This is a genomic window from Kribbella sp. NPDC050470, assembly GCF_044458365.1.
Lineage (GTDB): Bacteria > Actinomycetota > Actinomycetes > Propionibacteriales > Kribbellaceae > Kribbella.
In genome coordinates, this window is record NZ_JBITHV010000008.1 from 280,284 (window position 1) to 301,484 (window position 21,201).

At 69.0% G+C, this 21,201-nt stretch carries 21 protein-coding genes and 1 pseudogene; 5 read left to right on the forward strand and 17 right to left on the reverse strand.

Features of this window, described 5'->3' with window-relative positions; all coding sequences use genetic code 11:
• The first annotated feature begins 92 nt into the window (after positions 1–92).
• Complete coding sequence (locus tag ACIBGM_RS25475; RefSeq protein WP_396386935.1) at positions 93–584, forward strand: hypothetical protein; 492 nt, start codon at positions 93–95, stop codon at positions 582–584.
• On the opposite strand, the gene ACIBGM_RS25480 is transcribed toward ACIBGM_RS25475, so the two are convergent.
• Both ACIBGM_RS25480 and ACIBGM_RS25485 read right to left on the reverse strand, forming a co-directional pair.
• A complete protein-coding gene (locus tag ACIBGM_RS25480) occupies positions 550–1,116 on the reverse strand; it encodes a hypothetical protein (protein ID WP_396386936.1) in 567 nt (188 codons plus the stop codon). The two genes, ACIBGM_RS25475 and ACIBGM_RS25480, sit on opposite strands and share 35 nt — an antisense overlap.
• Positions 1,117–1,366: 250 nt before the next feature.
• A complete protein-coding gene (locus tag ACIBGM_RS25485; RefSeq protein ID WP_360534430.1) occupies positions 1,367–1,813 on the reverse strand; it encodes a pyridoxamine 5'-phosphate oxidase family protein in 447 nt (148 codons plus the stop codon).
• A 149-nt stretch (positions 1,814–1,962) separates the two neighbouring features.
• Here ACIBGM_RS25485 and ACIBGM_RS25490 point away from each other — a divergent pair, with 149 nt between their 5' ends.
• A complete protein-coding gene (locus ACIBGM_RS25490) occupies positions 1,963–3,636 on the forward strand; it encodes a sulfate permease (protein WP_360534432.1) in 1,674 nt (557 codons plus the stop codon).
• Between the two features lie 7 nt (positions 3,637–3,643).
• Here ACIBGM_RS25490 and ACIBGM_RS25495 read toward each other — a convergent pair whose 3' ends face one another.
• Genes ACIBGM_RS25495 through ACIBGM_RS25505 form a run of 3 tightly spaced genes read right to left on the reverse strand, consistent with a single transcriptional unit; the run spans position 3,644 to position 5,649 of the window.
• The gene (locus ACIBGM_RS25495) at positions 3,644–4,843 is read right to left on the reverse strand and encodes a sigma-70 family RNA polymerase sigma factor (protein ID WP_360534434.1); all 1,200 of its coding nucleotides are present in this window, start codon (positions 4,841–4,843) and stop codon (positions 3,644–3,646) included.
• A gap of 25 nt (positions 4,844–4,868) precedes the next feature.
• Complete coding sequence (locus ACIBGM_RS25500) at positions 4,869–5,213, reverse strand: YciI family protein (protein ID WP_360534436.1); 345 nt, start codon at positions 5,211–5,213, stop codon at positions 4,869–4,871.
• Between the two features lie 37 nt (positions 5,214–5,250).
• The gene (locus ACIBGM_RS25505) at positions 5,251–5,649 is read right to left on the reverse strand and encodes a VOC family protein (RefSeq protein ID WP_396386938.1); all 399 of its coding nucleotides are present in this window, start codon (positions 5,647–5,649) and stop codon (positions 5,251–5,253) included.
• A gap of 175 nt (positions 5,650–5,824) precedes the next feature.
• Between ACIBGM_RS25505 and ACIBGM_RS25510 the strand changes: the two are divergent.
• Positions 5,825–6,242, forward strand: a pseudogene (locus ACIBGM_RS25510) (nicotinate-nucleotide diphosphorylase).
• Positions 6,243–6,248: 6 nt separating this feature from the next.
• On the opposite strand, the gene ACIBGM_RS25515 reads toward ACIBGM_RS25510, so the two are convergent.
• Positions 6,249–6,953 (reverse strand): NrtR DNA-binding winged helix domain-containing protein, encoded by a 705-nt coding sequence (locus ACIBGM_RS25515; protein ID WP_396386939.1) that lies wholly within the window; start codon positions 6,951–6,953, stop codon positions 6,249–6,251.
• 70 nt (positions 6,954–7,023) lie between these two features.
• Between ACIBGM_RS25515 and nadA the strand changes: the two genes are divergently transcribed.
• A complete protein-coding gene (nadA, locus tag ACIBGM_RS25520; protein ID WP_396386940.1) occupies positions 7,024–8,004 on the forward strand; it encodes a quinolinate synthase NadA in 981 nt (326 codons plus the stop codon).
• Positions 8,005–8,136: 132 nt separating this feature from the next.
• Positions 8,137–8,430, forward strand: coding sequence for a DUF1330 domain-containing protein (locus tag ACIBGM_RS25525; RefSeq protein WP_396386941.1), 294 nt, complete (start codon positions 8,137–8,139; stop codon positions 8,428–8,430).
• Between the two features lie 66 nt (positions 8,431–8,496).
• Here the strand turns inward: ACIBGM_RS25525 and ACIBGM_RS25530 are convergent, their stop codons facing one another.
• The 11 genes from ACIBGM_RS25530 to ACIBGM_RS25580 all read right to left on the reverse strand — a co-directional run bounded on the left by ACIBGM_RS25530 (position 8,497) and on the right by ACIBGM_RS25580 (position 21,169).
• Positions 8,497–9,846 (reverse strand): rhodanese-like domain-containing protein, encoded by a 1,350-nt coding sequence (locus ACIBGM_RS25530; protein ID WP_396386942.1) that lies wholly within the window; start codon positions 9,844–9,846, stop codon positions 8,497–8,499.
• Positions 9,847–9,903: 57 nt separating this feature from the next.
• Positions 9,904–11,121, reverse strand: coding sequence for an RNA polymerase sigma factor (locus tag ACIBGM_RS25535; protein WP_396386943.1), 1,218 nt, complete (start codon positions 11,119–11,121; stop codon positions 9,904–9,906).
• Between the two features lies 1 nt (position 11,122).
• Positions 11,123–11,488, reverse strand: coding sequence for a YciI family protein (locus ACIBGM_RS25540; RefSeq protein WP_396386944.1), 366 nt, complete (start codon positions 11,486–11,488; stop codon positions 11,123–11,125).
• A complete protein-coding gene (locus tag ACIBGM_RS25545) occupies positions 11,485–11,943 on the reverse strand; it encodes a hypothetical protein (protein WP_360534452.1) in 459 nt (152 codons plus the stop codon). The genes ACIBGM_RS25540 and ACIBGM_RS25545 overlap by 4 nt, the downstream gene beginning before the upstream one ends.
• A gap of 97 nt (positions 11,944–12,040) precedes the next feature.
• Positions 12,041–13,636 carry a DHA2 family efflux MFS transporter permease subunit gene (locus ACIBGM_RS25550; RefSeq protein WP_396386945.1) on the reverse strand — a complete coding sequence of 532 codons (1,596 nt, stop codon included), beginning with the start codon at positions 13,634–13,636 and terminating at the stop codon, positions 12,041–12,043.
• A 50-nt stretch (positions 13,637–13,686) separates the two neighbouring features.
• Positions 13,687–15,798: a hypothetical protein gene (locus ACIBGM_RS25555; protein WP_396386946.1), complete on the reverse strand. Its 2,112-nt coding sequence runs from the start codon at positions 15,796–15,798 to the stop codon at positions 13,687–13,689.
• A gap of 16 nt (positions 15,799–15,814) precedes the next feature.
• A complete protein-coding gene (gene ligA / locus ACIBGM_RS25560) occupies positions 15,815–17,812 on the reverse strand; it encodes an NAD-dependent DNA ligase LigA (protein WP_396386947.1) in 1,998 nt (665 codons plus the stop codon).
• 37 nt (positions 17,813–17,849) lie between these two features.
• A complete protein-coding gene (locus ACIBGM_RS25565; protein WP_360534460.1) occupies positions 17,850–18,752 on the reverse strand; it encodes an NADP-dependent oxidoreductase in 903 nt (300 codons plus the stop codon).
• A gap of 101 nt (positions 18,753–18,853) precedes the next feature.
• The gene (locus tag ACIBGM_RS25570) at positions 18,854–19,642 is read right to left on the reverse strand and encodes a MerR family transcriptional regulator (protein WP_360534462.1); all 789 of its coding nucleotides are present in this window, start codon (positions 19,640–19,642) and stop codon (positions 18,854–18,856) included.
• Between the two features lie 15 nt (positions 19,643–19,657).
• On the reverse strand, positions 19,658–20,419 hold the full coding sequence (locus ACIBGM_RS25575) for an ABC transporter permease (RefSeq protein WP_396386948.1): 762 nt from the start codon (positions 20,417–20,419) through the stop codon (positions 19,658–19,660).
• A 9-nt stretch (positions 20,420–20,428) separates the two neighbouring features.
• The gene (locus tag ACIBGM_RS25580; RefSeq protein WP_396386949.1) at positions 20,429–21,169 is read right to left on the reverse strand and encodes an ABC transporter ATP-binding protein; all 741 of its coding nucleotides are present in this window, start codon (positions 21,167–21,169) and stop codon (positions 20,429–20,431) included.
• Positions 21,170–21,201 lie beyond the last annotated feature (32 nt).

A 21,201-nucleotide genomic window follows, 5' to 3' on the forward strand; every position in this document is an offset into this window, starting at 1 on the left:
GATCCAATTCCTGAGAGTGTGCCGTCGTACCCGCCCCGTGGCAAGCCGCCGCGCGTCAGTGTGCTTGCCTGGAGGGGAGGGGAGTGGCCGCCATGGTGCATCGTGAACTGCCGGCGACGGCGTCGCCGGATCTGCAGGTCGTCAGGGAATGGGTCGAGCGGAATCCGCAGGCCGGGGCGCGATTGTCCGAGACGGTCGAGCACGGTGGTGGTGAAGTCGTGCTGGTCGTCAGCGTCCCGGAGTACGACGAGATGGTCCGGGCGCGGACGGAGATTCCGTCGCTGGTGAGGTTTCCGGAGCGGCTTCGGTTCAGGCGGTGGAGGCCGACGGAGACCGAGAGCGAGTGGACGCTGCAGTGGGTTCTCGGGCTGATGCGCAGGCAGTACGACCTTGGCCTGCCGACGCATGTGGCGTCAGTCGGTCCTCATCCGGACTCCGGGGTCGTCTTCGTGCAGTTGGACAAGGTCGACCGCGAGTACGCCGCCGCGCTCGAGACGAGGGGAGACGGGCTCTTGTACGTCGATCCCTATCCGGATGAGGGCGTTCTGCTCACGACTGCTCTCTCATCCGGAGGAAGTCGGTGACGGGGCGGCGTGCGGTGCCCTTGGCGGTCCTTCCGCGACCGAAGCGGATGATCATGTGCGCGTGCCCGGTTTGCCCGGTGAGGCGTTGCACCTCGCGGCGCAGGTCGTCGTACTCCAGCGGTTGATTGAGGAACGAGGCGTTGACGCCGTCCCGGGTCGCGGTGAGCAGCACGCGTTCGAGTGCGAGTCCCGCGGCGACCTGGTCGGCCGGTTCGTCCTGCTCGGTGGACAGTACGGCGAGATCCGGATGACTCTCGAAGGTCGTCTCCTGACGCATCCGGTCGGTGGGCCGGGTCCCCAGGTCGCGAACGGCGGCCGGGTACGAGGTGGAGCGTGGTCCGAGCGCCTCGCTGGGGACACCGTCGGCAGTACGGTCGCCGCCGACCCAGCGGGCGCGTTCGGCGCGGCGCCGCCAGTCGTGGATCTCGCGCAGGTCGGTGTCGCGGACGAGGTCGAGCACCGTGCGGACCTCCGGTTCGTCGAGCCAGGCGAGGTCTGCGCCTTCGGCGTACGCGGCCTTCACGAGCGCCACGCGGGTACGCTGCGACAGGGGATCGGCGTTGGACGGGCGACGGTCTGTGTGCCGGTTCGGGATCTGCTCGGCGAGAGCGCGCAGGCTGTCGTCGGGCTGGCCGGTCGGCTTGACGACGATCCTGGCCAGCAGGTCGGGTTCCTCCGGGTACGGCGCGAGTCCGAGCCAGGTGCCGTAGCCGAGCGACTCGGCGGCACAGCGCAGGTTGAACGGATGGCTCCTCCCACTGCTCTCAGGCCGAGGGACCGGGCTACGCGCCGCTGCGCGGGCGTTGACCCCACGGCACCAGGCGGCGGCCGTGGACGGACTCGATGCCCAGGCGGACCAGGTGTGGGTCGTCCATCGGCAGCCAGGAGTGCAGCGGCAGCGCCCGCCGCACGGCTGCGATCTCGTCCGGAGTGACCACGGAGAGATGGCCGACGGCGGTGACGGTCCAGCCGAGATGACGTTCGGCGTCGACGTCGTCGGCCTCGAAGGCGACCACGTCACCGCGCTCGGCGGCCCGGAGCTTGTCACCGGGGCCGGTGCTGAACACGATCGTGTCGTCGTCGAGGACGAAGTTGACCAGGCGGACCGCCGGGAGACCGCCGTCCGTGTACACCAGCCGTCCGAGCGGCACGGACCGCAGCAGCCGCAGGCACTCCGCCGTACTCAGGATCTCGAGGCGGGAGCGGTCGAACAGGTGTTGGGTGGTCATGGTCTCCTCCGGGCGGATGGACCGTGCGGTCCATCCACCCACCATCCACCGGGAGCGGCTGCGCCAGTAGGGCCGAAGGTCCCGGACTCGGTCAGCCACAATGAGCAGACGACCGTACGACGGGGAGGTGCGAGGTGGGCCGGTGGTCGTTGAGTGCTCCCGGAGTCACGTTGCTCCGGCAGTACCGGCTGGCGTGGCTGCGGTTCGATGTCATCGCCGGTGTCACGGTGGCGGCGTACTTCGTGCCTCAGGTGATGGCGTACGCGCAGCTGGCCGGGCTGCCGGCGGTGACCGGGCTGTGGGTCGCGCTGGGACCCCTGGTGTTGTACTTCCTGCTCGGCACTTCGCGCCTGTTGTCGCTCGGTCCAGAGTCGACGACGGCGCTGCTGACCGCCACAGCGATTGCCCCGTTGGCCGCAGGTGATCCGGATCGCTACGCGGCGCTGGCCGCCGTACTGGCTCTGCTTGTCGGTGCGATCTGTGTGATCGGCTGGCTGGCTCGGTTGGGGTTCCTTGCCGACCTGCTGTCGAAGCCGGTCCTCGTCGGGTATATGACCGGCATCGCAGTGATCATGATCACCAGTCAGCTCGGACGGCTGACCGGCGCTCCGGTGAGTGGTGACTCGCCGGCCGCGAAGGTGGTGTCGGCCATCCGCCTGTTCAGTGAGTGGCAATTGGCGCCGACGGTGCTGTCGCTGACCGCATTGGCACTGCTCCTGGCGCTGGCACGCTGGGCCCCTCGGCTCCCTGGTCCCCTCCTCGTGGTGGCGCTGGCCGCACTGGTCACCTGGGCGGGTGGTCTGGAGGACAAGGGAGTGTCGGTGGTCGGTGACATTCCGAGCGGGCTGCCGGTACCGGACCTCCCTGGAGTCACCGCGCACGACCTCGCCCTGCTGGCGTTGCCTGCGTTGGGCATCGCGCTCGTCGGCTACACCGACACTGTGCTGACCGGGCGAGCCTTCGCCGCCAAGGGGCATGAGCGCATCGACCCTGATCGCGAGTTCCTCGTGCTCGGCCTCGCCAACGTCTCCGCCGGGCTGTTCCGCGGGTTCCCGATCAGCAGCAGCGGCAGCCGTACGGCGGTTGCCCAGGCATCCGGCGCGAAGAGCCAGGTGTACTCGCTGGTCGCGGCGGCGGCGATCGTCGCGACCCTGCTGTTCGCCGGCCCGCTGCTGTCGACGTTCCCCAACGCCGCGCTCGGCGCGCTCGTGGTCTTCGCCGCCCTGCGGCTGATCGACCTCGCCGAGTTCCGCCGGATCGCCGGCTTCCGGCACAGCGAGTTGTTGTTGGCCGTGGCAACGACTGTCGGCGTGATCGCCCTGGACGTCCTGTACGGCGTACTCGTCGCCGTCGCCTTGTCCGTCCTCGACCTGCTGCGCCGGGTCGCGCGGCCGCACGACGGGATCCTGGGCTACGTGCCGGGGATCGCCGGCATGCACGACGTCGACGACTATCCCGACGCGCGTCCCGTCCCCGGGCTGGTCGTCTATCGCTACGACTCGCCGCTGTTCTTCGCCAACGCCGACGACTTCCGCCGCCGTGCCCTGGCCGCCGTCGACGACGCCGAGACCCCGGTCCGCTGGCTGCTGCTGAACGCCGAGGCGAACGTCGAGATCGATATCACCGCGATCGACGCCCTCGACTCGATCCGCGAGGACCTCGCCGAGCGCGGCATCGTCCTCGCGATGGCCCGAGTCAAGCAGGACCTCCGCAACGACCTGGAGGCTGCCGGCTTCATCGATCGCCTCGGTCCGGACCGCATCTTCTACACCCTCCCCACCGCGGTCGAAGCCTTCCACGCCCAGACCGAGCGCACCGACTGATCGAGCCTCACAGGTCGGTCAGCCGGGAGTGGAGCAGGTGGAGTTGGGCCGGGTTCGTGGTGAGCTCGAGGGCCTGGCGGTCGGCCTCGTGGGCTTCCGTGGTTCTGTCGTCGGCGCGGAGTAGTTCGCCGCGGATCGCGTGGTAGAGCGGGTAGTTGCCGAGTGCAGCGCCGAGGTCGTCCAGTTCGGTGAGGGCGGCCTGCGGGCCGTGGACGTACCTGACCGCGACGGTGCGGTGCAGGCGAGTGACAGGGGTTGGCTGGTAGCGGAGCAGGACGTCGTACAGGACGAGGATCTGCTTCCAGTCGGTGTCGTCCCAGGTCGGCGCTTCGCAGTGGCAGGCGGCGATGGCGGCCTGGAGTTGGTACGGACCGGGGGAGTGGTGGCGGCGCGCCGTACGAGTCAGCAAGGACGTTGCGTCGGCGATGGCCGCGTGGTTCCACAAGCCCCGGTCCTGGTCCTGGAGGAGGACGAGTTGTCCGTCGGCGGTGAACCTTGCGGCGACACGGGCGCGGTGCAGCCGGATGAGCGTCAGGAGTCCGGTGACTTCGGGTTCGTCGGGGAGCAGGCCGGCCAGCAGCGCGGTGAGCCACTCGGCATCGTCGACCAGGTCGCGGGAGTGTGCGCGGTCGCCGGTGCTGGACAGGTACCCCTCGTTGAAGAGCAGGTAGATGACAGTGAGTACTTCGCCCAGTCGCTCGGGCAACTCGTCGTCGCGGGGGATGCGGTAGGGGATCCCGGCGTCGGCGATCTTGCGTTTGGCGCGGGTGATGCGCTGGGCGACCGTCGTCTCACCGACGAGGAACGCGGCGGCGATCTGGGCGGTGGTCAGGCCGCAGACGACGCGGAGGGTGAGTGCGATCTGCGCTTCCCGCGACAGCGCCGGGTGGCAGCAGGTGAAGATGAGCCGGAGCCGGTCGTCGGGTTCCGGACGCACCGGCCACTGCAGGTGGCTGAGCTTGGTGCGGTAGTTCTCCTGACGCCGGAGTACGTCGAGCCCGCGCCGCCTGGCGACCGTGAACAGCCAGGCGTCCGGGCGGTCCGGGATTCCCTCCTCCGGCCAACGGCGCAGCGCGGTCTCGACCGCGTCCTGGACCAGGTCCTCGGCGGCCGAGAAGTCGCCGAGCAGCGACATGAGCGAGGCGGCGAGCCGGCCCGCGTGCTCACGGACGACGCGGGCCAGCTCGTCAGCGGGATCCTCGGTCACGGGGTCTCCCGGCGGATCAGCACCGTCATGACTCCACTGGGCGGATCTCGACGATCGGGCAGCCGGGCCACGTCTTCACGATGCGCAGGGCCTCGTCGAGGTCGGCGACGTCGAGCTCGAGGAAGCCGGAGATGACCTCCTTGCCCTCCATGAACGGGCCGTCCGTGGTCACCGGTTCGGCGCCGTCGAGCCGGACCGTGGTGGCCGACTCCGCGCCCTGCAGCTTCGCGCCGCGGTTGGTGATCTTCGGCCCGTGATCGGCGAGCCACTGGTAGACCTTCTGATACGCCTGCTCGGACTCGGCCGGGCTCATCGCCTCGAGCTCCTGGGCGAACTCCGGGGTGTCGACGAACATCAGCACGTACTTCATTGCACCACCTCCTGTGATCAGTCTGGCCGGTCGCGGGTCAGTCGGCGGGGTGGCTTGCGAACAGGTCGACGCCGTTCCCGGACGGGTCGGCCACGGTCGCGTAGCGCATTCCCCACGGCGCGTCGTACGGCTCCTGCAGCACGGTGACGCCGGCGGCGACGAGTTCGGCGTACTTGGCGTCGACCGCGGCCGGGGACTCCTGCTCGAACGTCAGGAAGATCCGGCCGGTGGCCGGTGGCGTCCAGCCGGAGGTGGTCTTCCCGCGCAGGTCGTCGGAATCCAGCATCAGGTGCAGACCGTTCGGCAGGTCGCACCCCGCGTGGTCGTTCGGCCAATGCTCGTCCCGGACGAACTCCAGCCCGAGCCGCCGGTAGAACTCGATCGCGACGGTCAGATCGGTCACCGCAATGTCGAGCGCGTTCACGGTCACTGACATGGCTTGTCCTTTCTCGATGTGATCCTCTCAAGAAACAGACGATCGCCGACAAGCCAAATACGACACCCGCGAGCTCTGCAGGTGAGCGTTGACCGCACCTGGCGATCGACACCATCCGGGCCGCCGTCCGCACCGCACTGTCCGAGGATCACGCAGATGACGACGTGACCACACAATGGAGCGTCCCGTCGCCACGCTGACCTCCGCGTTCGTGACCGCCATCGGCAACCACGACGTCAAACTCCTCGATACCCGCAAGACAGCGCCAGGTCTCCGGGCTGTCGACAAGTATGCGGTGACGTGCGGCGGCGGAACCAACCACAGACTCGACCTTAAGGCCATGGTGCTGCTGGATCATGCTGGACAACATGTCCAACGACGTCATGAGGTCAGTGGTCGAGCAGCGTGACGCATCCGGGTCTGGCTGCCGGCTCGAGGCCTCGGGCACCATAAGTCTCAAGACGGTCGCCGACATCGCCGCCAGCGGCGTCGATGCCGTGTCCGTCGGCGCACTGACGCACTCGGCGCCGGCGCTCGACACCAGCCTGCTGATCAGCCCGTTCGAGCATCTGGAGAATGCTGTGCGGCCGTGAGCCGGATCATCGGGGTGGGCGCAGCACGGCGAACGGGTCGGTCACCGTCAACTCGCGGGCCACGAACTTGTAGACCGTGGCGGGGCGCCCGCCGGACTGTCCGGGCCGGGCAGTCCGCTCGGTCGGGCCGATCACCTGTCGCCGGGTCAGAACCCGGGTCAGATTGGTCGCGCTGAGCTCATAGCCCAGGGCGGCGCTGAACAGGTCGCGCAGCTCGGCGATGGTGAACTCAGCCGGAGCCAGAGCGAACCCGATGTTCGTGTAGGACAGCTTCGCCCGCAGCCGCCCAACGGCGGCGTCGATGAAGTAGTGGTGGTCGAACGCCGTACGCGGCAACTCGTCCACCCGGTGCCAGGCCGTGTCGGCCGGCAGATTCGGCCGCACGTCGGACGGAACCAGCCCGAGGTACGCGGTCGCGAGGACCCGCGTCCGCGGATCGCGATCGATCGCACTGTGGGTGGCCAACTGCTCCAGATGGGCGACCTCACGGACATCGACCTTCGCCGCGAGATGACCGGTGATCGCGACCCGGAGCCGTTCCGTGGGCTGCACGCCACCCCCGGGCAACGCCCAGCGATACCGGAACGGGCTCTGTCCGCGCCGCCACAGCAGAACGCACAGGTTGCCGTCACGGACGGACAGCACCACGGCCAGCACCTCGTGCGGATAGCTGGGGATGTTGACCGGATCACTTTTCTTGGTCACGGGCATGTCGTCGATGGTACCGTCGCACCAGTTATCGCCTATCAGGCGAAAACTGGCTGAAGGAAGGGAACAGGCAATGTCCGTTGCCCAGAGCAGTACGACGACCTGGCCGGAAGAGGTGCGACGCCTGGCTCGCGAGCGGGACGCGGTCGTCCTCGCCCACAACTATCAGGACCCCGCGATCCAGGATGTGGCCGATCACGTCGGCGACTCGCTCGAACTGTCGCGGATCGCTGCCACCACCGATGCATCGACGATCGTCTTCTGCGGCGTGCACTTCATGGCCGAGACCGCGAAGCTGCTCAGTCCGGACAAGACCGTGCTGATCCCCACGGCCCAGGCCGGATGTTCGCTGGCCGACACGATCGACGCCGATCAGCTGCGGAGCTGGAAGGCCGAGCATCCCGGGGCCGCGGTGGTTGCCTATGTCAACACCAGCGCCGCGGTCAAGGCGGAAGCCGACGTGTGCTGCACGTCGTCGAACGCTGTGGCCGTCGTGGAGTCGATCCCGCCGGACCAGCCGATCCTGTTCCTGCCCGACCAGTTCCTCGGCAACCACGTGCGACGGCAGACCGGGCGCGACAACATCCACGTCTGGATGGGTGAATGCCACGTCCACGCCGGGATCAGTGCGGCCGATCTGCGGGCTCAGGTCGAGGCCGATCCGGCGGCGGAGGTTCTGGTGCATCCGGAGTGCGGCTGCGCGTCCTCGGCGATCTGGCTCGCCGGCGTCGGTGACCTGCCCGCGGACCGGACCCGGATCCTCTCCACCTCCGGGATGCTCGGCGCCGCCCGCGACATGACGGCGAAGACGGCGCTGATCGCGACGGAGATCGGCATGCTCCATCAGTTGCGCAAGGTCAACCAGCACACGACTTTCCGGCCGGTGAACCCGAAGGCCTCGTGCCGCTTCATGAAGATGATCACGCCCGAGCTGCTGCTGCGGTGCCTCCGCGAGGGCCGCGACGAGGTCCAGGTGCCTCTCGACGTGGCCGAACGTGCCCGGCGGTCGGTCGAGCGGATGGTTGCCATCGGCAGACCCGGTGGCGCTCGGTGAGAAGATCCGCCGACGTCGTCGTCATCGGCAGCGGTGGCGATCACGACGCTGACAAGCCTCGCTCTCGCCCGCCGACGCTCGTCCGAAACCAACCCGTAAGTCAGATGCACTCATCCCAACACTGGAGGTTCCATGCCCAAGGGCTACTGGGTCAGCGTCTACCGCACCATTTCGGACCCTGAGAAGCTGGCTGCTTACAACAAGTTGACCCGTCCGGCCGTCCAGGCCTTTGGCGGGCGGACCCTCATCCGTGGCGGTCGGGTCGTCGCCCACGACGCCGGGATCGCCGAACGCACCGTCCTGGTCGAGTTCGACAGCTTCGAGCAGGCCGTCGCGGCGCGCGAGAGTGCGGCCTACCAGGATGCGCTGGTCGCCCTCGCCGACGGCGTCGAGCGCGACTTCCGCATCGTCGAAGGCACCGACTGACCGAGCCCCCCATCGCTGCACCGCTCACCTAGGCGCAACAGCTCGTTTGCCTTAGTGCAGAGAAGGTCATGCCAGTGATTTGCCGGTGGCAGCCGTCCAGTCGTCCACGCCGCCTTCGAGAACCCGGACGGCGGCGTGGCCGTGCCGGCGCAGGATGCTCGCGGCCGTCATCGCGCGTTCCCCGTGGCCGCACATCACCACGATGGGCTCGGTGGGAAGGTCGGCGACGTGATCCGGCAGATCGCCGAGCTCGACGTGGACGGCGCCGGGGACGTGGCCGTTGTGGAACTCGCTGTCCTGACGTACGTCGAGCACGCGATGATCGCCGATCTCGCTCGCGGTGAGCAGCGGTGTCTGGAGGGTGGGCCCGTCCCAGGCCGCCATGCCGCCGGCGAGCTCGCCGAGCGGGACGTCGTATCCGATCTTGACCGCCTGCCAGACGACCTCGGCCAGGTCCTGGTCCGGGCGGCGGACGATCACGTACGGCGTCGCCGGGTCGAGCAGCCAACCGAGCCAGGAGACGAACTGCGCCCGGAGATGGATGGACAGCGCGCCCGGGATGTGTCCAGCAGCGAACTCCCGGACCGGTCGTACGTCGATTACGACGGCGCCGAGCTGGGCGAGTTTGGCGACCTTCGACGCGTCCAGCCCGGGGACTGCCGGGTCGGCTGCCAGGCCCGAGCCCCGGCGATTCTCTTCGGGGAGGCGCAGGAAGTACGGCGGGAAGCTGCCCAGTCCGCCGAGGAGCTGCCGGACGAACGCGTCTTCGTCGGGCGCGGCCATGAGCGGGTTGGTGGCCTTCTCGCGTCCGATAGTGGAGGTCCGTTCAGCGTTCCCGGGCGCGGAGCAGAAGGATCCGGCGCCGTGCGTCGGAAACACCGGGGTCGAGTCGGGTAGTCCGGCAAGCCTCCGCAGCGATCGGTACTGCGCCCGGCTGAGTGCTTCGGTCTGGTCGCTGCCGGCAAGGTCGGTGCGGGCAGCACCGCCGACGATCAGCGATCCGCCGGTGAAGACGCCGAGGAGGGTCGAGCCGTCGAGCAACTCGAAGGCCAGGTGCTCACCGGTGTGACCGGGCGTCGCCAGGGTCCGCAACGTCAAGCCGCCCAGGTCGACCTCGTCGCCGTCGCTCAAGCCGGTGTGGTCGAACAACCGCCTCCCGGCCGCGGATGCCAGCACGCGGGCGCCGTCGGTCTCGCCGAGTTGTACGGCGCCGGACAGGAAGTCGGCGTGGAGATGAGTGTCGGCGGCGAACACCACCGTGAGGTCTCGCCGTTCCGCCTCGGCACGCAGTGCCCGCAGGTCGAGCGACGCGTCGACCGCGAGGGCCCGTCGGTCACCCAACTCGACCAGGTACGCCGAGTTGCCCAAGCCGTCGTCGACGACCGGAACGACCATCTTGTCGACCTCAACTGCCACTCTTACACTATTCCACCGCAAAGCGCCTGGCTGACCTTCCAGTCGCAGTCTGAAGGGTCACGTGAGGCGGTTGGCGCGGGTTAGTAGGTATCGCCGTTCCAGGGGGCTTGGGGTTTGGTCGGCGGCCAGGCGGTAGTGGGTTGCGGCGGCGGTCGGGTTGCCGGCGGACTCCAGGAGATGGGCGCGGACTGCGGTCAGGCGGTGGTGCTGGGTGAACCGGGGGTCGTCGGCCAGGGTGTCGAGGAGGCGGAGGCCGGCGTCGGGGCCGTGCACCATACCGGCCGCGACGGCGCGGTTGAGGGTGACCATCGGGTTGTCGGTCAGCCGCTCCAGCAGCGTGTAGAGGCCGAGGATCTGCTTCCAGTCGGTGCTCGCGGCATCGGGCGCTTCGTCATGTACGGCGGCGATCGCGGCCTGCAACTGGTACGGTCCAGGCTTTCCGTGTGCCATCGCGGCCGTGAGCAGATTGGTGCCCTCAGCAATCAGTTCGGGGTTCCACCGACGCCGGTCCTGCTCGTGCATCGGGATCAGCATGCCGTCGTCGCCGGTGCGGGCCGGCCGCCGGGCATCGGTCAGCAGCATCAGCGCGAGCAGCCCCACGACCTCCCCGTCAGCGGGCAGCAGCCGATGCAGCATCCTGGTCAGCCGGATCGCCTCGGCGGAGAGCTCCACCCGGTCCGGCTCCGGCCCCGCGGTGGCGGTGTAGCCCTCGTTGAAGATCAGGTACAGAACCTGCAGTACGGCGTCCAGGCGGTCGGCCCGATCGTCCGCCGACGGCAGCCGGAAGGTGGATCCGGCGGCCTTCACCCGTTGCTTGGCCCGGCTGATCCGCTGCCCCATCGTTGGCAGCGGCAACAGGTAGGCCCGGGCGATCTCCTCGGTCGTCAGACCGCCGACGGCCCGGAGTGTCAGGGCGACCTGGGACTCGCGGCTGAGCGCCGGGTGGCAGCAGAGGAACAGCAGGACGAGCGAGTCGTCCTGGTCCGCCGCTGGTGTGCCCTCGGGCGGCGGTAGGTGCCGGGTCGCGTCGATCGCCTCGCGCTCCCGCCTGGCCTGGTCCTGGCGTAGCTGGTCGATCATCTTGCGGGACGCGACCCGGATCAGCCACGGCCGTGGATCGTCCGGGATGCCGTCGGCCGGCCAACTGGTGGCCGCGACCAGCAGCGCTTCCTGGACTGCGTCCTCGGCGGTGTCGAAGTGGCCGTATCGCCGTACCAGGGCACCGAGGACCTGCGGCGCGAGCTCGCGCAGCAGGTCCTCGATCCGGGCGGTCACGTCAGCGCCCGTCTGGTCCGTCCGGGATCGGGCGGATCTCGACGGTGTCGCCGACCGCATCGACGATCCGGGCGGCGATCTCCACCGCCCGGTCGTGGGTCGCGGTGTCCACGATGGCGTAACTGACCAGGACTTCCTTGAACTCGGCGTACGGGCCGTCGACCGCCACCGCGCCCTTGTCGCTCTTGCGGACGGTGACCGTCAGGGACGGGTCGGCCAGGCCCTCGGTGGCGACGAACTCGCCGGACTCGGTCAGCTCCCGGCCCAGGTCCTCGTAGAACTGGCACATCGCGATGAACTCCGGACTGCTGGTGTCCACGGTCTCCCAGTCGGCCTTGTTCGTGTAGGCCAGCAGGATGTACTTCACTTGCCGTCCCCTCCGTCGCTTCTCGTCATGGTGGACTCGTAGCCGCCGCCACCGGGGTAGACCCACGCTCCGTCCATCCGCGTGTCGCCGTCGCTGAAGGTCCCGCGGAAGTACGCCGGCGATCCCTTCTCGCCACCCCAGATGGTCAGGGTGTCGCCCTCGAGCTCGTACACGTAGTCGAGAGTGTTCCCCTCGCTGTCGTAGAACCTGGACTTCAGGTCGTCGCCCGGCGCGGCGCCGAACGGCCGCTCGTGCCCGATCACCTCCAGGCCGTTGATCTCGTGCCCCTGCTGGTGCATCAGGACGCGCTGGAGCAGGAAGTAGCCGCCTTCCATCCACTCGTAGCTCACCGTGCCGACGGTGCCGCCGGACACGTTCCACTCACCGACCAGCCGGTCGAGCCGGCGCAGGGCGTCGCTGGGCTGCGGAACGGGTGGGAACTCGTACTCGGTCATCTCGGACCATCCTTTCGAGGTTGCTCTGATGCCGCTACCTCGAAGCCACGGCCCGGTCTTCGACAGCTTTCGCCAAGGAATTTCACGGCACCTGCCGTCAGTCGGCCACCGCCGGTGGTGCCTCCTTGTCGAGGAGGTGGGACTTCTCGCGTCGGCGGGGGAGCATCAACGCCGGTATCAGGGTCAGTGCCACGAGCACCCAGGCGACCCAGAAGGTGTGCGCGAACGCCGCCGCGGCGTCCTCCAGTCCGCGGGCGATGGCGGCCGGGTCGATGTCGAGCGGGGCGATGCTCTCCGGCTGGGTGTTCGACAAGATGGCGGCCTGGGTCTCGGTGAGTCCCGCGCTCGCGCCCGGAACCTGCGTCCCGGGGATGACCGGCGAGTCGTTGAGCTGGTTGGTGAGGATGACCGACATCGTCGCGACCCCACAGGACGAAGCGATCTGCTGGGTGATGTTGAGCAGGGTCGAGCCGCGCGCGACCTGAGGTCCGGCCAGCGTCTTCAGCGCCGAGGTGAACAACGGCATCATCGTGGCGCCCATCCCGAAACCCATCACGACCAGCATCGCGATCAGGGGCGGGTACGGCGTGGTCGCGGTGACCTGGGTCAGGCCGAACATGCCCGCGACGATCAGCAGCAGCCCGAAGGGCACGATCCGGCCCACCGGCACCTTGTCCACCAGCCGCCCGGCGATCGGCATGGTCACCATCGCGCCGAGGCCCTGCGGCGCCACCAGGAGGCCGGCATCCAGCGTGGACTCGCCGCGGATCTGCTGGAAATACGTCGGCACCAGGAGCAGCCCGCCGAAGAACGCTGCCGCGAACAGGAACATCGTGATGATCGAGATGGTGAGGTTGCGGTTGCGGAACAGCCGCAGATCCAGCAGTGGATGCTCCGGCCGGAAGGAGTGCCAGACGAACGCCGCCATCAGCAGCACGCCCGCGAGCATCGAGACCCAGACCCGGGGCGCGCCGAAGTCACCGTTCTCGGCGGGCAGCGACGAGACGCCGAAGAGGAACAGGGCCAGACCGGGGGACATCAGCGCCACGCCGACGGCGTCGAGCGACTCCGACGGCTCCGGGCTGTCCTTGGCCAGCGCGAACCAGGCGTAGATCACCGCGATCACGCCGAGCGGCACGTTGATCAGGAAGATCCAGTGCCAGCTCGCCACCTCGATCAGCCAGCCGCCCAGGATCGGGCCCAGGATCGGCCCGAGCAGCATCGGCACCCCGAGGATGGCCATCAGCCGCCCCATCCGGTGCGGCCCCGCGGCCCGGGTCATGATGGTCATGCCGAGCGGCATCAGCATGCCGCCGCCCAGTCCCTGCAGGACGCGGAAGCCGATCAGCATGTTGATGCTCGACGCGGTGGCACACAGGGCGGAGCCGGCGGTGAACAACAGGATCGCGGTCATGTAGAGCCGCTTGGTGCCGAACCGGTCCGCCGCCCACCCGGTCAGCGGGATCACGGTCGCGAGCGCGAGCGTGTACGCCGTGACCGTCCAGGCGACGTGCGAGTAGGACACCGGGTTGTCGGGCGTGCCGAACTCGTCCTGGAAGGTCGGCAGGGCGACGTTGACCACGGTGATGTCGAGGATCGACATCACCGCGCCCAGTACGACGACACCGGCGATCTTCAGGACCGCGGCATCGATGTGGTCGGGATACTCGGACTGCCTGGCTGGCTGGCTCACTGTCGGCCCCCCTGAGCACTGTCGCGTCTCTCCCGAGAGTACGCCGCGGCTCAGAAGTCGATCTCGATGCGGGTCCCGGTGGGGGCGCCGGGGTGTCGTAGCCAGAGGACGTTGAGGTCGGGGTCGTATCGCAGGTCTGCGAGATCATCCCCGTCGGCCCGGACCGCCGTCGGCTTGACCGGGAGGCGGAGTGCGGTGGTGACCTGGACGCCGCGCGGGGCCTCGGAGCTGAAGCGGATCGCGGTCTGATCGTGTTCCCAGTCCACGACTCGGCCGGCAGAAGCGAGGAGCGGCTCCTCGTCGTACGTCAGGTCGCGCAGCCAGGTCAGGTCGCCCGGGCCTAGCTCCCGCCGGCGGACGACGGCCAGCTGTGGGTCGAGCAGGTCGAGGTAGGTGCCCTCGACGATGTGTGAGCCGCCGGCCTCCTCGAGGGCGGCGCCGACGAGGTACGGACCGCGCTGCACCGACAACCAGTTGGTCGACTTCCACGTGTGGCCGCCCGCTTCGGCCAGCTCGCGGATCGCCCCGACCAGCTCGTCGGCGCGCGCCGGTGACTCGGTGAAGTCGGCCGGCCGGGACGGGAGGAACCGGACCCGGCCCTGCCCGATCGGCTGCACGCCGTCGTGGTCGCGGTCCGCGCCGAGCGCCTCGGCCAGGTGGTCGGCGCAGGTGTCGTAGCGGTCGGTCCACCAGGAGCGGATCTCGTGGTACGGGTCCGCGCCGTCGCCGACGTACAGCAGGCTGCCGCCACGGCTGACCCACCCGGCCAGCGCGTAGTGGATGCCCGGCGCCAGCGGCTTCTGGAACTCATAGCTCAGGACGAGTACGTCGACATCGTCCAGCGCATCGGGAGTGTCGATCACGTTCTCGAGCTGGACCGGACAGACCCGCTGCCCATCGCACAGTGGCGGCAGCGCCAGCCCGTAGAAGTCGGAGAAGTGCAGCTGCTCGCGGCCTTCCACGGCCAACGCGTCCTGCAGGCCGTCGTAGTGGCCGCTCTCGCCACCGGGGGACCAGCGCTGGAACATGGCGGTGTCCGACAGCGCGATCCCGATCCGCGGTCCTTCGTGAGCCCAGCGCACCTCCGGCTGGTCCAGGTCGCGCAGGCTGTTCATCGCGATCAGGTAGCTGGTGGCGGTGTCCTGCGGAATCGATTCCCGTTCGGACGAGCCCTCGCGCAGGTAGGGGCGGTTGAAGATCCGGTTCGGCCACGGCGCCACCTCGTACCGCGAGACGCCCGGGTGCAACAGCGAGGCGACGAGGGTGCGCTGGTAGTTGGCCAGGTAGTCCTCCCAGGTGCGGTCCGGGTGGTCCTCGATCGGGTCGTGCAGGAACCACATGCGCCTGTCGGTGCCGCGGGTCAGGTCCTGGGCGATGCCGTACTCCAGGTAGGCCGTCTCGAACGTGCGCTCGGCGACCTTCCCGGCGTACACGTTGGGTGTGCGGGAGGTGCCGGTCCACACCTGCGCGATGGCGCCGTCGATCGAGGGCAGCGTCCGCAGGCGGGACTCGGGGCTGATGATCTGCCACTGGGTGTAGTTCAGGAGGCTGTGCGTCGGGACGTAGAACCGCACCTCGCGACCCTGCTGGAGGGCTTCGTCGCGCAGCACGGAGGTGACCCGGTCGAGGCTGCGGGACAGCAGGTGCTGCTTGAGCTGCCCGGCGCGGAAGTGCGCTTCGGGGGTGCTGTGCGGGGGCTGCCACGGCTCGCCGAAGAAGGCGTGCCATTCCCGCTTGAAGGATTCCGAGTAGCCGGCCCGGGCCCAGAACTCCGGCTCTTCGAGGTGGATGCCCTCGACGCCGAGCTCGATGATCGGGCGGAGCTTCTGCACCAGGTACTCGGTGAAGCTGAAGGTCGGGACCATGTACGGGATGTCGGTGCTATGACCGTGCAGGATCGGCGACCCGTCACCCGCGGTCTGCGCATCGGCCCAGTGGTCCGAGCCGTCCCACCGGCCATCAAGGTAGTCCTGGTAGGTGCCCCAGGAGATGCCGGTCATCAGGTGGACGCGGTAACCGGCTTCACGCCACCGGGCGATGCGCTCCGGTGTGGTGTCGTTGAGCCCGTAGACCATCACGAAATCGGTCCGCAGGTCGATGGATTCGTCGTACGGCGCCTGCTCCTGGAAGCCGGTCGCCTCGCGATGCTTGCCGTTTGTCATGTGCCCTTCCCGGGGGTCAGCGGGGGAGTAGGTCAGCGGCTTGCAGTTGTTGCCAGATCTCGGACTGGTCGACGACGGTCACGCCGAGCTTCTCGGCCTTGGTGAGTTTGCTGGCGCCGACGTCGGCGCCGGTGATGAGGAAATCGGTGCTGGCCGAGACCGACGACGCGATGGTTGCGCCGGCCCGTTCGCAGAGGCGCTGGAAGGCCGGGCGGGTGACCTTCTCGCCAGAACGCGGGTCGCTGATCGAGCCGGTGACGACAACTGTCTTGCCCGCCAGCGGTGCACCGGCCGCGACGACCGGTGGGAGGTCTTCCTCGCGGACGTCGAGCGAGACGCCGGCCGCGCGGAGCCGCTCGAGCTCGGGGCGCAGGCGGGTGAGGTGCTCGATCAGGGAGGCGGCCACCTTCGGGCCGATGTCGTCGACTGCGACCACGCCGTCGACGCCCGCGTCGGCGACCGCTTCCAGGGAGGCGAATCCGGCCCGGCACAGTCTGGCCGCGGTGCCTTCGGAAGCCATCGGGATGGCGAGGCCGATCAGCGCCCGGCGCAGGCCGACCTGGCGGCTCGCGTCGATCGACTCGATCATGCGGGCGGCCGAGACCTCGCCGATCCGGTCGAACTCCAGCAGCCGCTCAGCGGTCAGCTGGTAGAAGTCCGACGGGTGCTCCAGGATCCCGGCCTCGGCCAGCCGCTCGATCCAGACCCCACCGATCGCGTCGATGTCGGCCGCGGCGCGGGAGGCCCAGTGGATCAGTCGCCGGACGGTCTGCGCGGGGCAGGCCACATTGGTGCAGAACAGCTCGCGGCTGTTGCCTTGCTCGGTCAGCGGCTGCTCGCACGACGGGCAGACGCTGGGCGGCACGATGTCCCGCTCGGCTCCGGTGCGCTTGGACGCGTCGAGCACGCCGGCGACGAACGGGATCACGTCACCGGCCCGCCGGACCAGCACCGTGTCGCCGATCTTGATGTCGCGGGCGCGGATCACTTCCTGGTTGGCCAGCGTCGCGCGGGTGACCGTCGTACCGCCGACGAAGACGGGCTCCAGCCAGGCGACCGGCGCGATCTTGCCGGTCTTGCCGACGTCCCAGACCACGTCGGCCAGCACGGTGGTCTTCTCCTCGGCGGCGAACTTGTACGCCAGGGCGCCACGTGGCGAGCTGGACCGCGTGCCGGCGGCGGCGAAGGCGTCGCGATCGGCAAGCCGCAGTACGGCGCCGTCCAGGTCGTAGTCGAGGTCGTTGCGTTGCTGCTCGATCGTGGTGATCACCGCCTGCGCGGCTGCGGCGTCGTCGCAGTGCCGCATGTCGGCGACGGTGAATCCCATCTCCTGCAGGGCGCGCTCGAGATCGGTGTCGGCGTCGTTCGAGTCGCTGAGCAGGTCGAAGGCGAAGAACTGCAGACGCCGCTCGGCGACCGTGGCCGGATCCTTGGCGCGCAGCGTGCCCGCGGCGGCGTTTCTCGGGTTGATCAGCGGCTTGTCGGCGTGGGCCGCGTTGTAGGCAGCAAAGGTGGAGCGCAACATGACCGCCTCGCCGCGGACCTCGGTGCGGTCCTTCGTGTCCAGTCGGTCCGGGACGCCGTCGGTGAGGGCACGGACGAGCGGGGTCACGTCATCGCCGGTCGTGCCGTCGCCGCGGGTGACTGCCCGGGCGAGCTTGCCCTTCTCGTAGACCAAGGCCAGTGACAGGCCGTCTAGCTTCGGCATAACGACCACCGACTGGCCGGGGAAGCGGGTGAAGAAGGCCTCGACCTGCTCGGGGCGGGTCGCCTTCTCCAGGGACAGCATCGGCCGGGAGTGCCGGACGGGGGCGTGCAGCACCGCGGGCGCGCCGACCTGTTCCAGCGGGTTCGGGTCGGGCGCCAGCTCCGGGTTGGCCTCGATCAGCGTCCGCAGCTCGTCCTCGATCGCGTCGTACTCCGCGTCGGCCACCGTCGGCGAACCGCGGTAGTAGGCGTCGCGCAGTACGACGATCTGATCGGCAAGTTCCTGAATGCGCTCCCCATCGTCCACGAGCCAGGACATTACCGGCCGGCCCCGACAAAGTGCCTCAGGTCAGCGTGATGATGGTCCGTCCGCGGGTGCTGAATGCGGCGGGGGCATCGGCCAGCGGGCGGACGGTGGTGACGAGCGGCCGGAGCCGGCCGTCGTGGAGGCGGGTGGCGAGCTGGGCCAGCTGCTCGCGGTTGGGCTCGACGACGAAGAACACGGCCCGGCCGTCCTGTGGGTGGATGGTCGGTGGGTCCGCGATGGTGACGAGGGTGCCGCCGGGGCGCAGCAGCGCGGTGGAGCGATCACGGATCTCGCCGCCGATCACGTCGAACACGACGTCGACCGGACCGGCGTCCTCCAGGCGTTCGTTGTCCAGGTCGAGGAACGTGTGGGCGCCTAGCTCGGACGCCAGCTTCTGGTCGGCGGCTCGGCCGGTGCCGATGATGTGGGCGCCTGCCTCGCTGGCCAGCTGTACGGCGACGGAGCCGACAGCACCACCCGCTCCGTGAATGAGGACGGTCTGCCCTGCCTTCAGCTGGGCGTGGTCGAACAGGGCCTGCCAAGCCGTCAGGCCGGAGATCGGGAGCGCGGCCGCGGTGACGTGGTCGACGCCGGCTGGCAGCGGGGCCAGATTGCGCGCCTCGACGGCGGCGTACTCGGCGAGTGAGCCGTTGCGGGACCAGTCGGCCAGCCCGAAGACCCGCTGACCAACCGTGAGACCGGTGGTGCCGTAGCCGAGCTCGACGACTACGCCGGACAGCTCGTGGCCGGGCACGCTCGGGGTGCGGTCGCGGCCGGCGCGGTCGGTCCAGGTCCCCGGCCAGTCCAGCTCACCGCGGGTGAAACCGGCCGCATGAACCTGCACGACGACGTCGTTCTCGGCGGCGTGAGGGTAAGGAAGTTCGCTCAGGGACAGCCCGTCGACACCAGCCTCGGGGTCCCGCGCAGTAATAGCACGCATGCCCCGACACTACGTACCGAAACCCCGACGTCCATGGGCCATTTCGACACCTTCTCGCTGGGCCGCTTCTGCGCCGTACCGTCGTCTTTTGGCGGAGTCGGCTAATGATCCGTCGGGGTTGTGAGGCGCTCGGCCGGCACTTGCTCGATGCGGGTCCAGCCTTTCCAGCCGCGCTCCTCCAGGATCGCCAGCAGCTGCTCGGCGCCCGGTGCGGACTCGGTCATGGTCGCGTCCATCAGGGCCACGAACTGGTCGTCGAAGACGTCGGCCCCCGCTTCACCGGCCTCTACAGCGCGAATCATCAGGCGTTCCATGATGTCGGCCATCTCGACGATGCGCGGATCGTCGGCCGGCCAGTCGAGTGCGCCGCGCAGAAGGCTGTAGAGCTTCACCATGTCGGGGTCTTCCAGCGACGCGTGCTTCATCTCGATCACGGCGTCGACCAGGTGGGGCATCTGGGCGGCGACCAGGATCCAGGCGTCCCGCTCGAGCTCGATGTACCACTCTTCGACGCCGAGACCACGGAGCCGGTCGAGGTAGCCCACGACGCTCTCCGGAAGCGCCAGATGTTCGCCGGCTGCGAGCCTGGCGATCCGCTTCCGGTTGCCCTGGAGCCGCCGTACCTCCGCACGCAGTTGCTTGTCGATCTCCTGGACACCAGCGGCGAACTCCTCCGGGCCGGCATCGAGGAGCTCCTGCACCCGGGCCAGCGGCACGCCGGCATCGGCCAGGGTGTGGATCCGGATCAGTCGCACGACCGCGGCAGAGTCGTAGGTCCGGTACCCGGACTGGTCGCGCTCGGGTTCTGGCAGCAGCCCGATCTGGTGGTAGTGGCGTACCGCCCGCACCGTCACTCCCGCGTACGACGCAAGCTGGCTGATGGTGAGCATGAGTCTCAGCCTGCCTCAGGCGATCTTGTGGCGATAGGTGACCATCGCGAAGCCGTAGGCCACGGCGAGGATGCCGACGCACCAGGCGAGGGCGGCCCAGACGTCGTCGCCGACCGGCTGCTGGGTGAGCAGGGCACGGATCGTGTTGACGATCGATGTCACCGGCTGGTTTTCGGCGAACCAGCGGACGGGGCCGGGCATGGTGCCGGTCGGCACGAAGGCCGAGCTGAGAAAGGGCAGGAAGAGGAGCGGGTAGGAGAACGCGCTCGCTCCTTCCATGGTCTTCGCGGTGAGACCGGGGATGACGGCCAGCCAGGTCAGCGCGAGGGTGAACAGGAGCAGCAGGCCGGCGACCGCGAGCCACGCCGGCACTTCGGCGCCCGAGCGGAAGCCCAGGAGTAGAGCGACGCCCACGACGATCACGAGCGAGATCCCGTTGGCGAACAAAGAGGTCAGCACGTGCGCCCACAGGAGGCCCGGCCGGGCGATCGGCATGGACTGGAACCGCTCGAAGATCCCACGTTGCATGTCCATGAACAGCCGGAAGGCCGTGTAGGCGATGCCCGACGCGATCGTGATGAGCAGGATGCCGGGCAGCATGTAGTTGACGTACTTGATCGGACCGGTGTTGATCGCGCCGCCGAACACGAAGACGAACATCAGCATCATGGCGATCGGCATGATCGCGGTGGTGAGGATGGTGTCGACGCTGCGGGTGACGTGGCGCAGGGTTCGTCCGGTGAGTACGGCGGTGTCGCTGAAGAAGTGCGTGGCCATGGCTGCTCCTCAGTCCTTGCCGACGACCGCGAAGAAGACGTCTTCGAGGGTGGGCTGCTTCTCGACGTACTCGACCTTGGCGGGTGGGAGGAGCTGCTTGAGCTCGGCGAGGGTGCCGTTGACGATGATCCGGCCGCGGTGGAGGATCGCGATTCGGTCGGCGAGCTGCTCGGCCTCCTCGAGGTGCTGCGTCGTGAGCAGTACCGTCGTGCCGCGCCCGGCGAGGCCCTTCACGGTGTCCCACACCTCGGTGCGCGCCTCGGGGTCGAGACCGGTCGTCGGCTCGTCGAGGAAGATCACCGGCGGGCTCCCGATCAGGCTCATCGCGATGTCCAGCCGGCGCCGCATCCCGCCCGAGTAGGTGGACACCCGGCGTCCGCCGGCCTCGGTCAGCGAGAAGCGCTCCAGGAGTTCGTCCGCGATCGCGCCCGGGTTCTCGAGGTGCCGCAGCCTGGCGACCAGCACGAGGTTCTCCCGCCCGCTCAGGATCTCGTCGACGGCGGCGAACTGCCCGGTGAGGCTGAACGACTCCCGGACGGACGATGCTTGCGTCGCGACGTCTAAGCCGTTCACGCTGACCGTCCCCGCGTCGGCCTTCAGCAGCGTCGCGAGGATCCGTATGGTCGTCGTCTTACCCGACCCGTTGGACCCCAGCAGAGCGAAGATACTGCCCCGCTCCACCGCGAAATCCACCCCCCGCAACACCTCCACGTCCCCATAGGCCTTCTCCAGCCCCTGCACCCGAATCATCACCTGTCTCCTCCAATTCGCCCGTTCCAGCC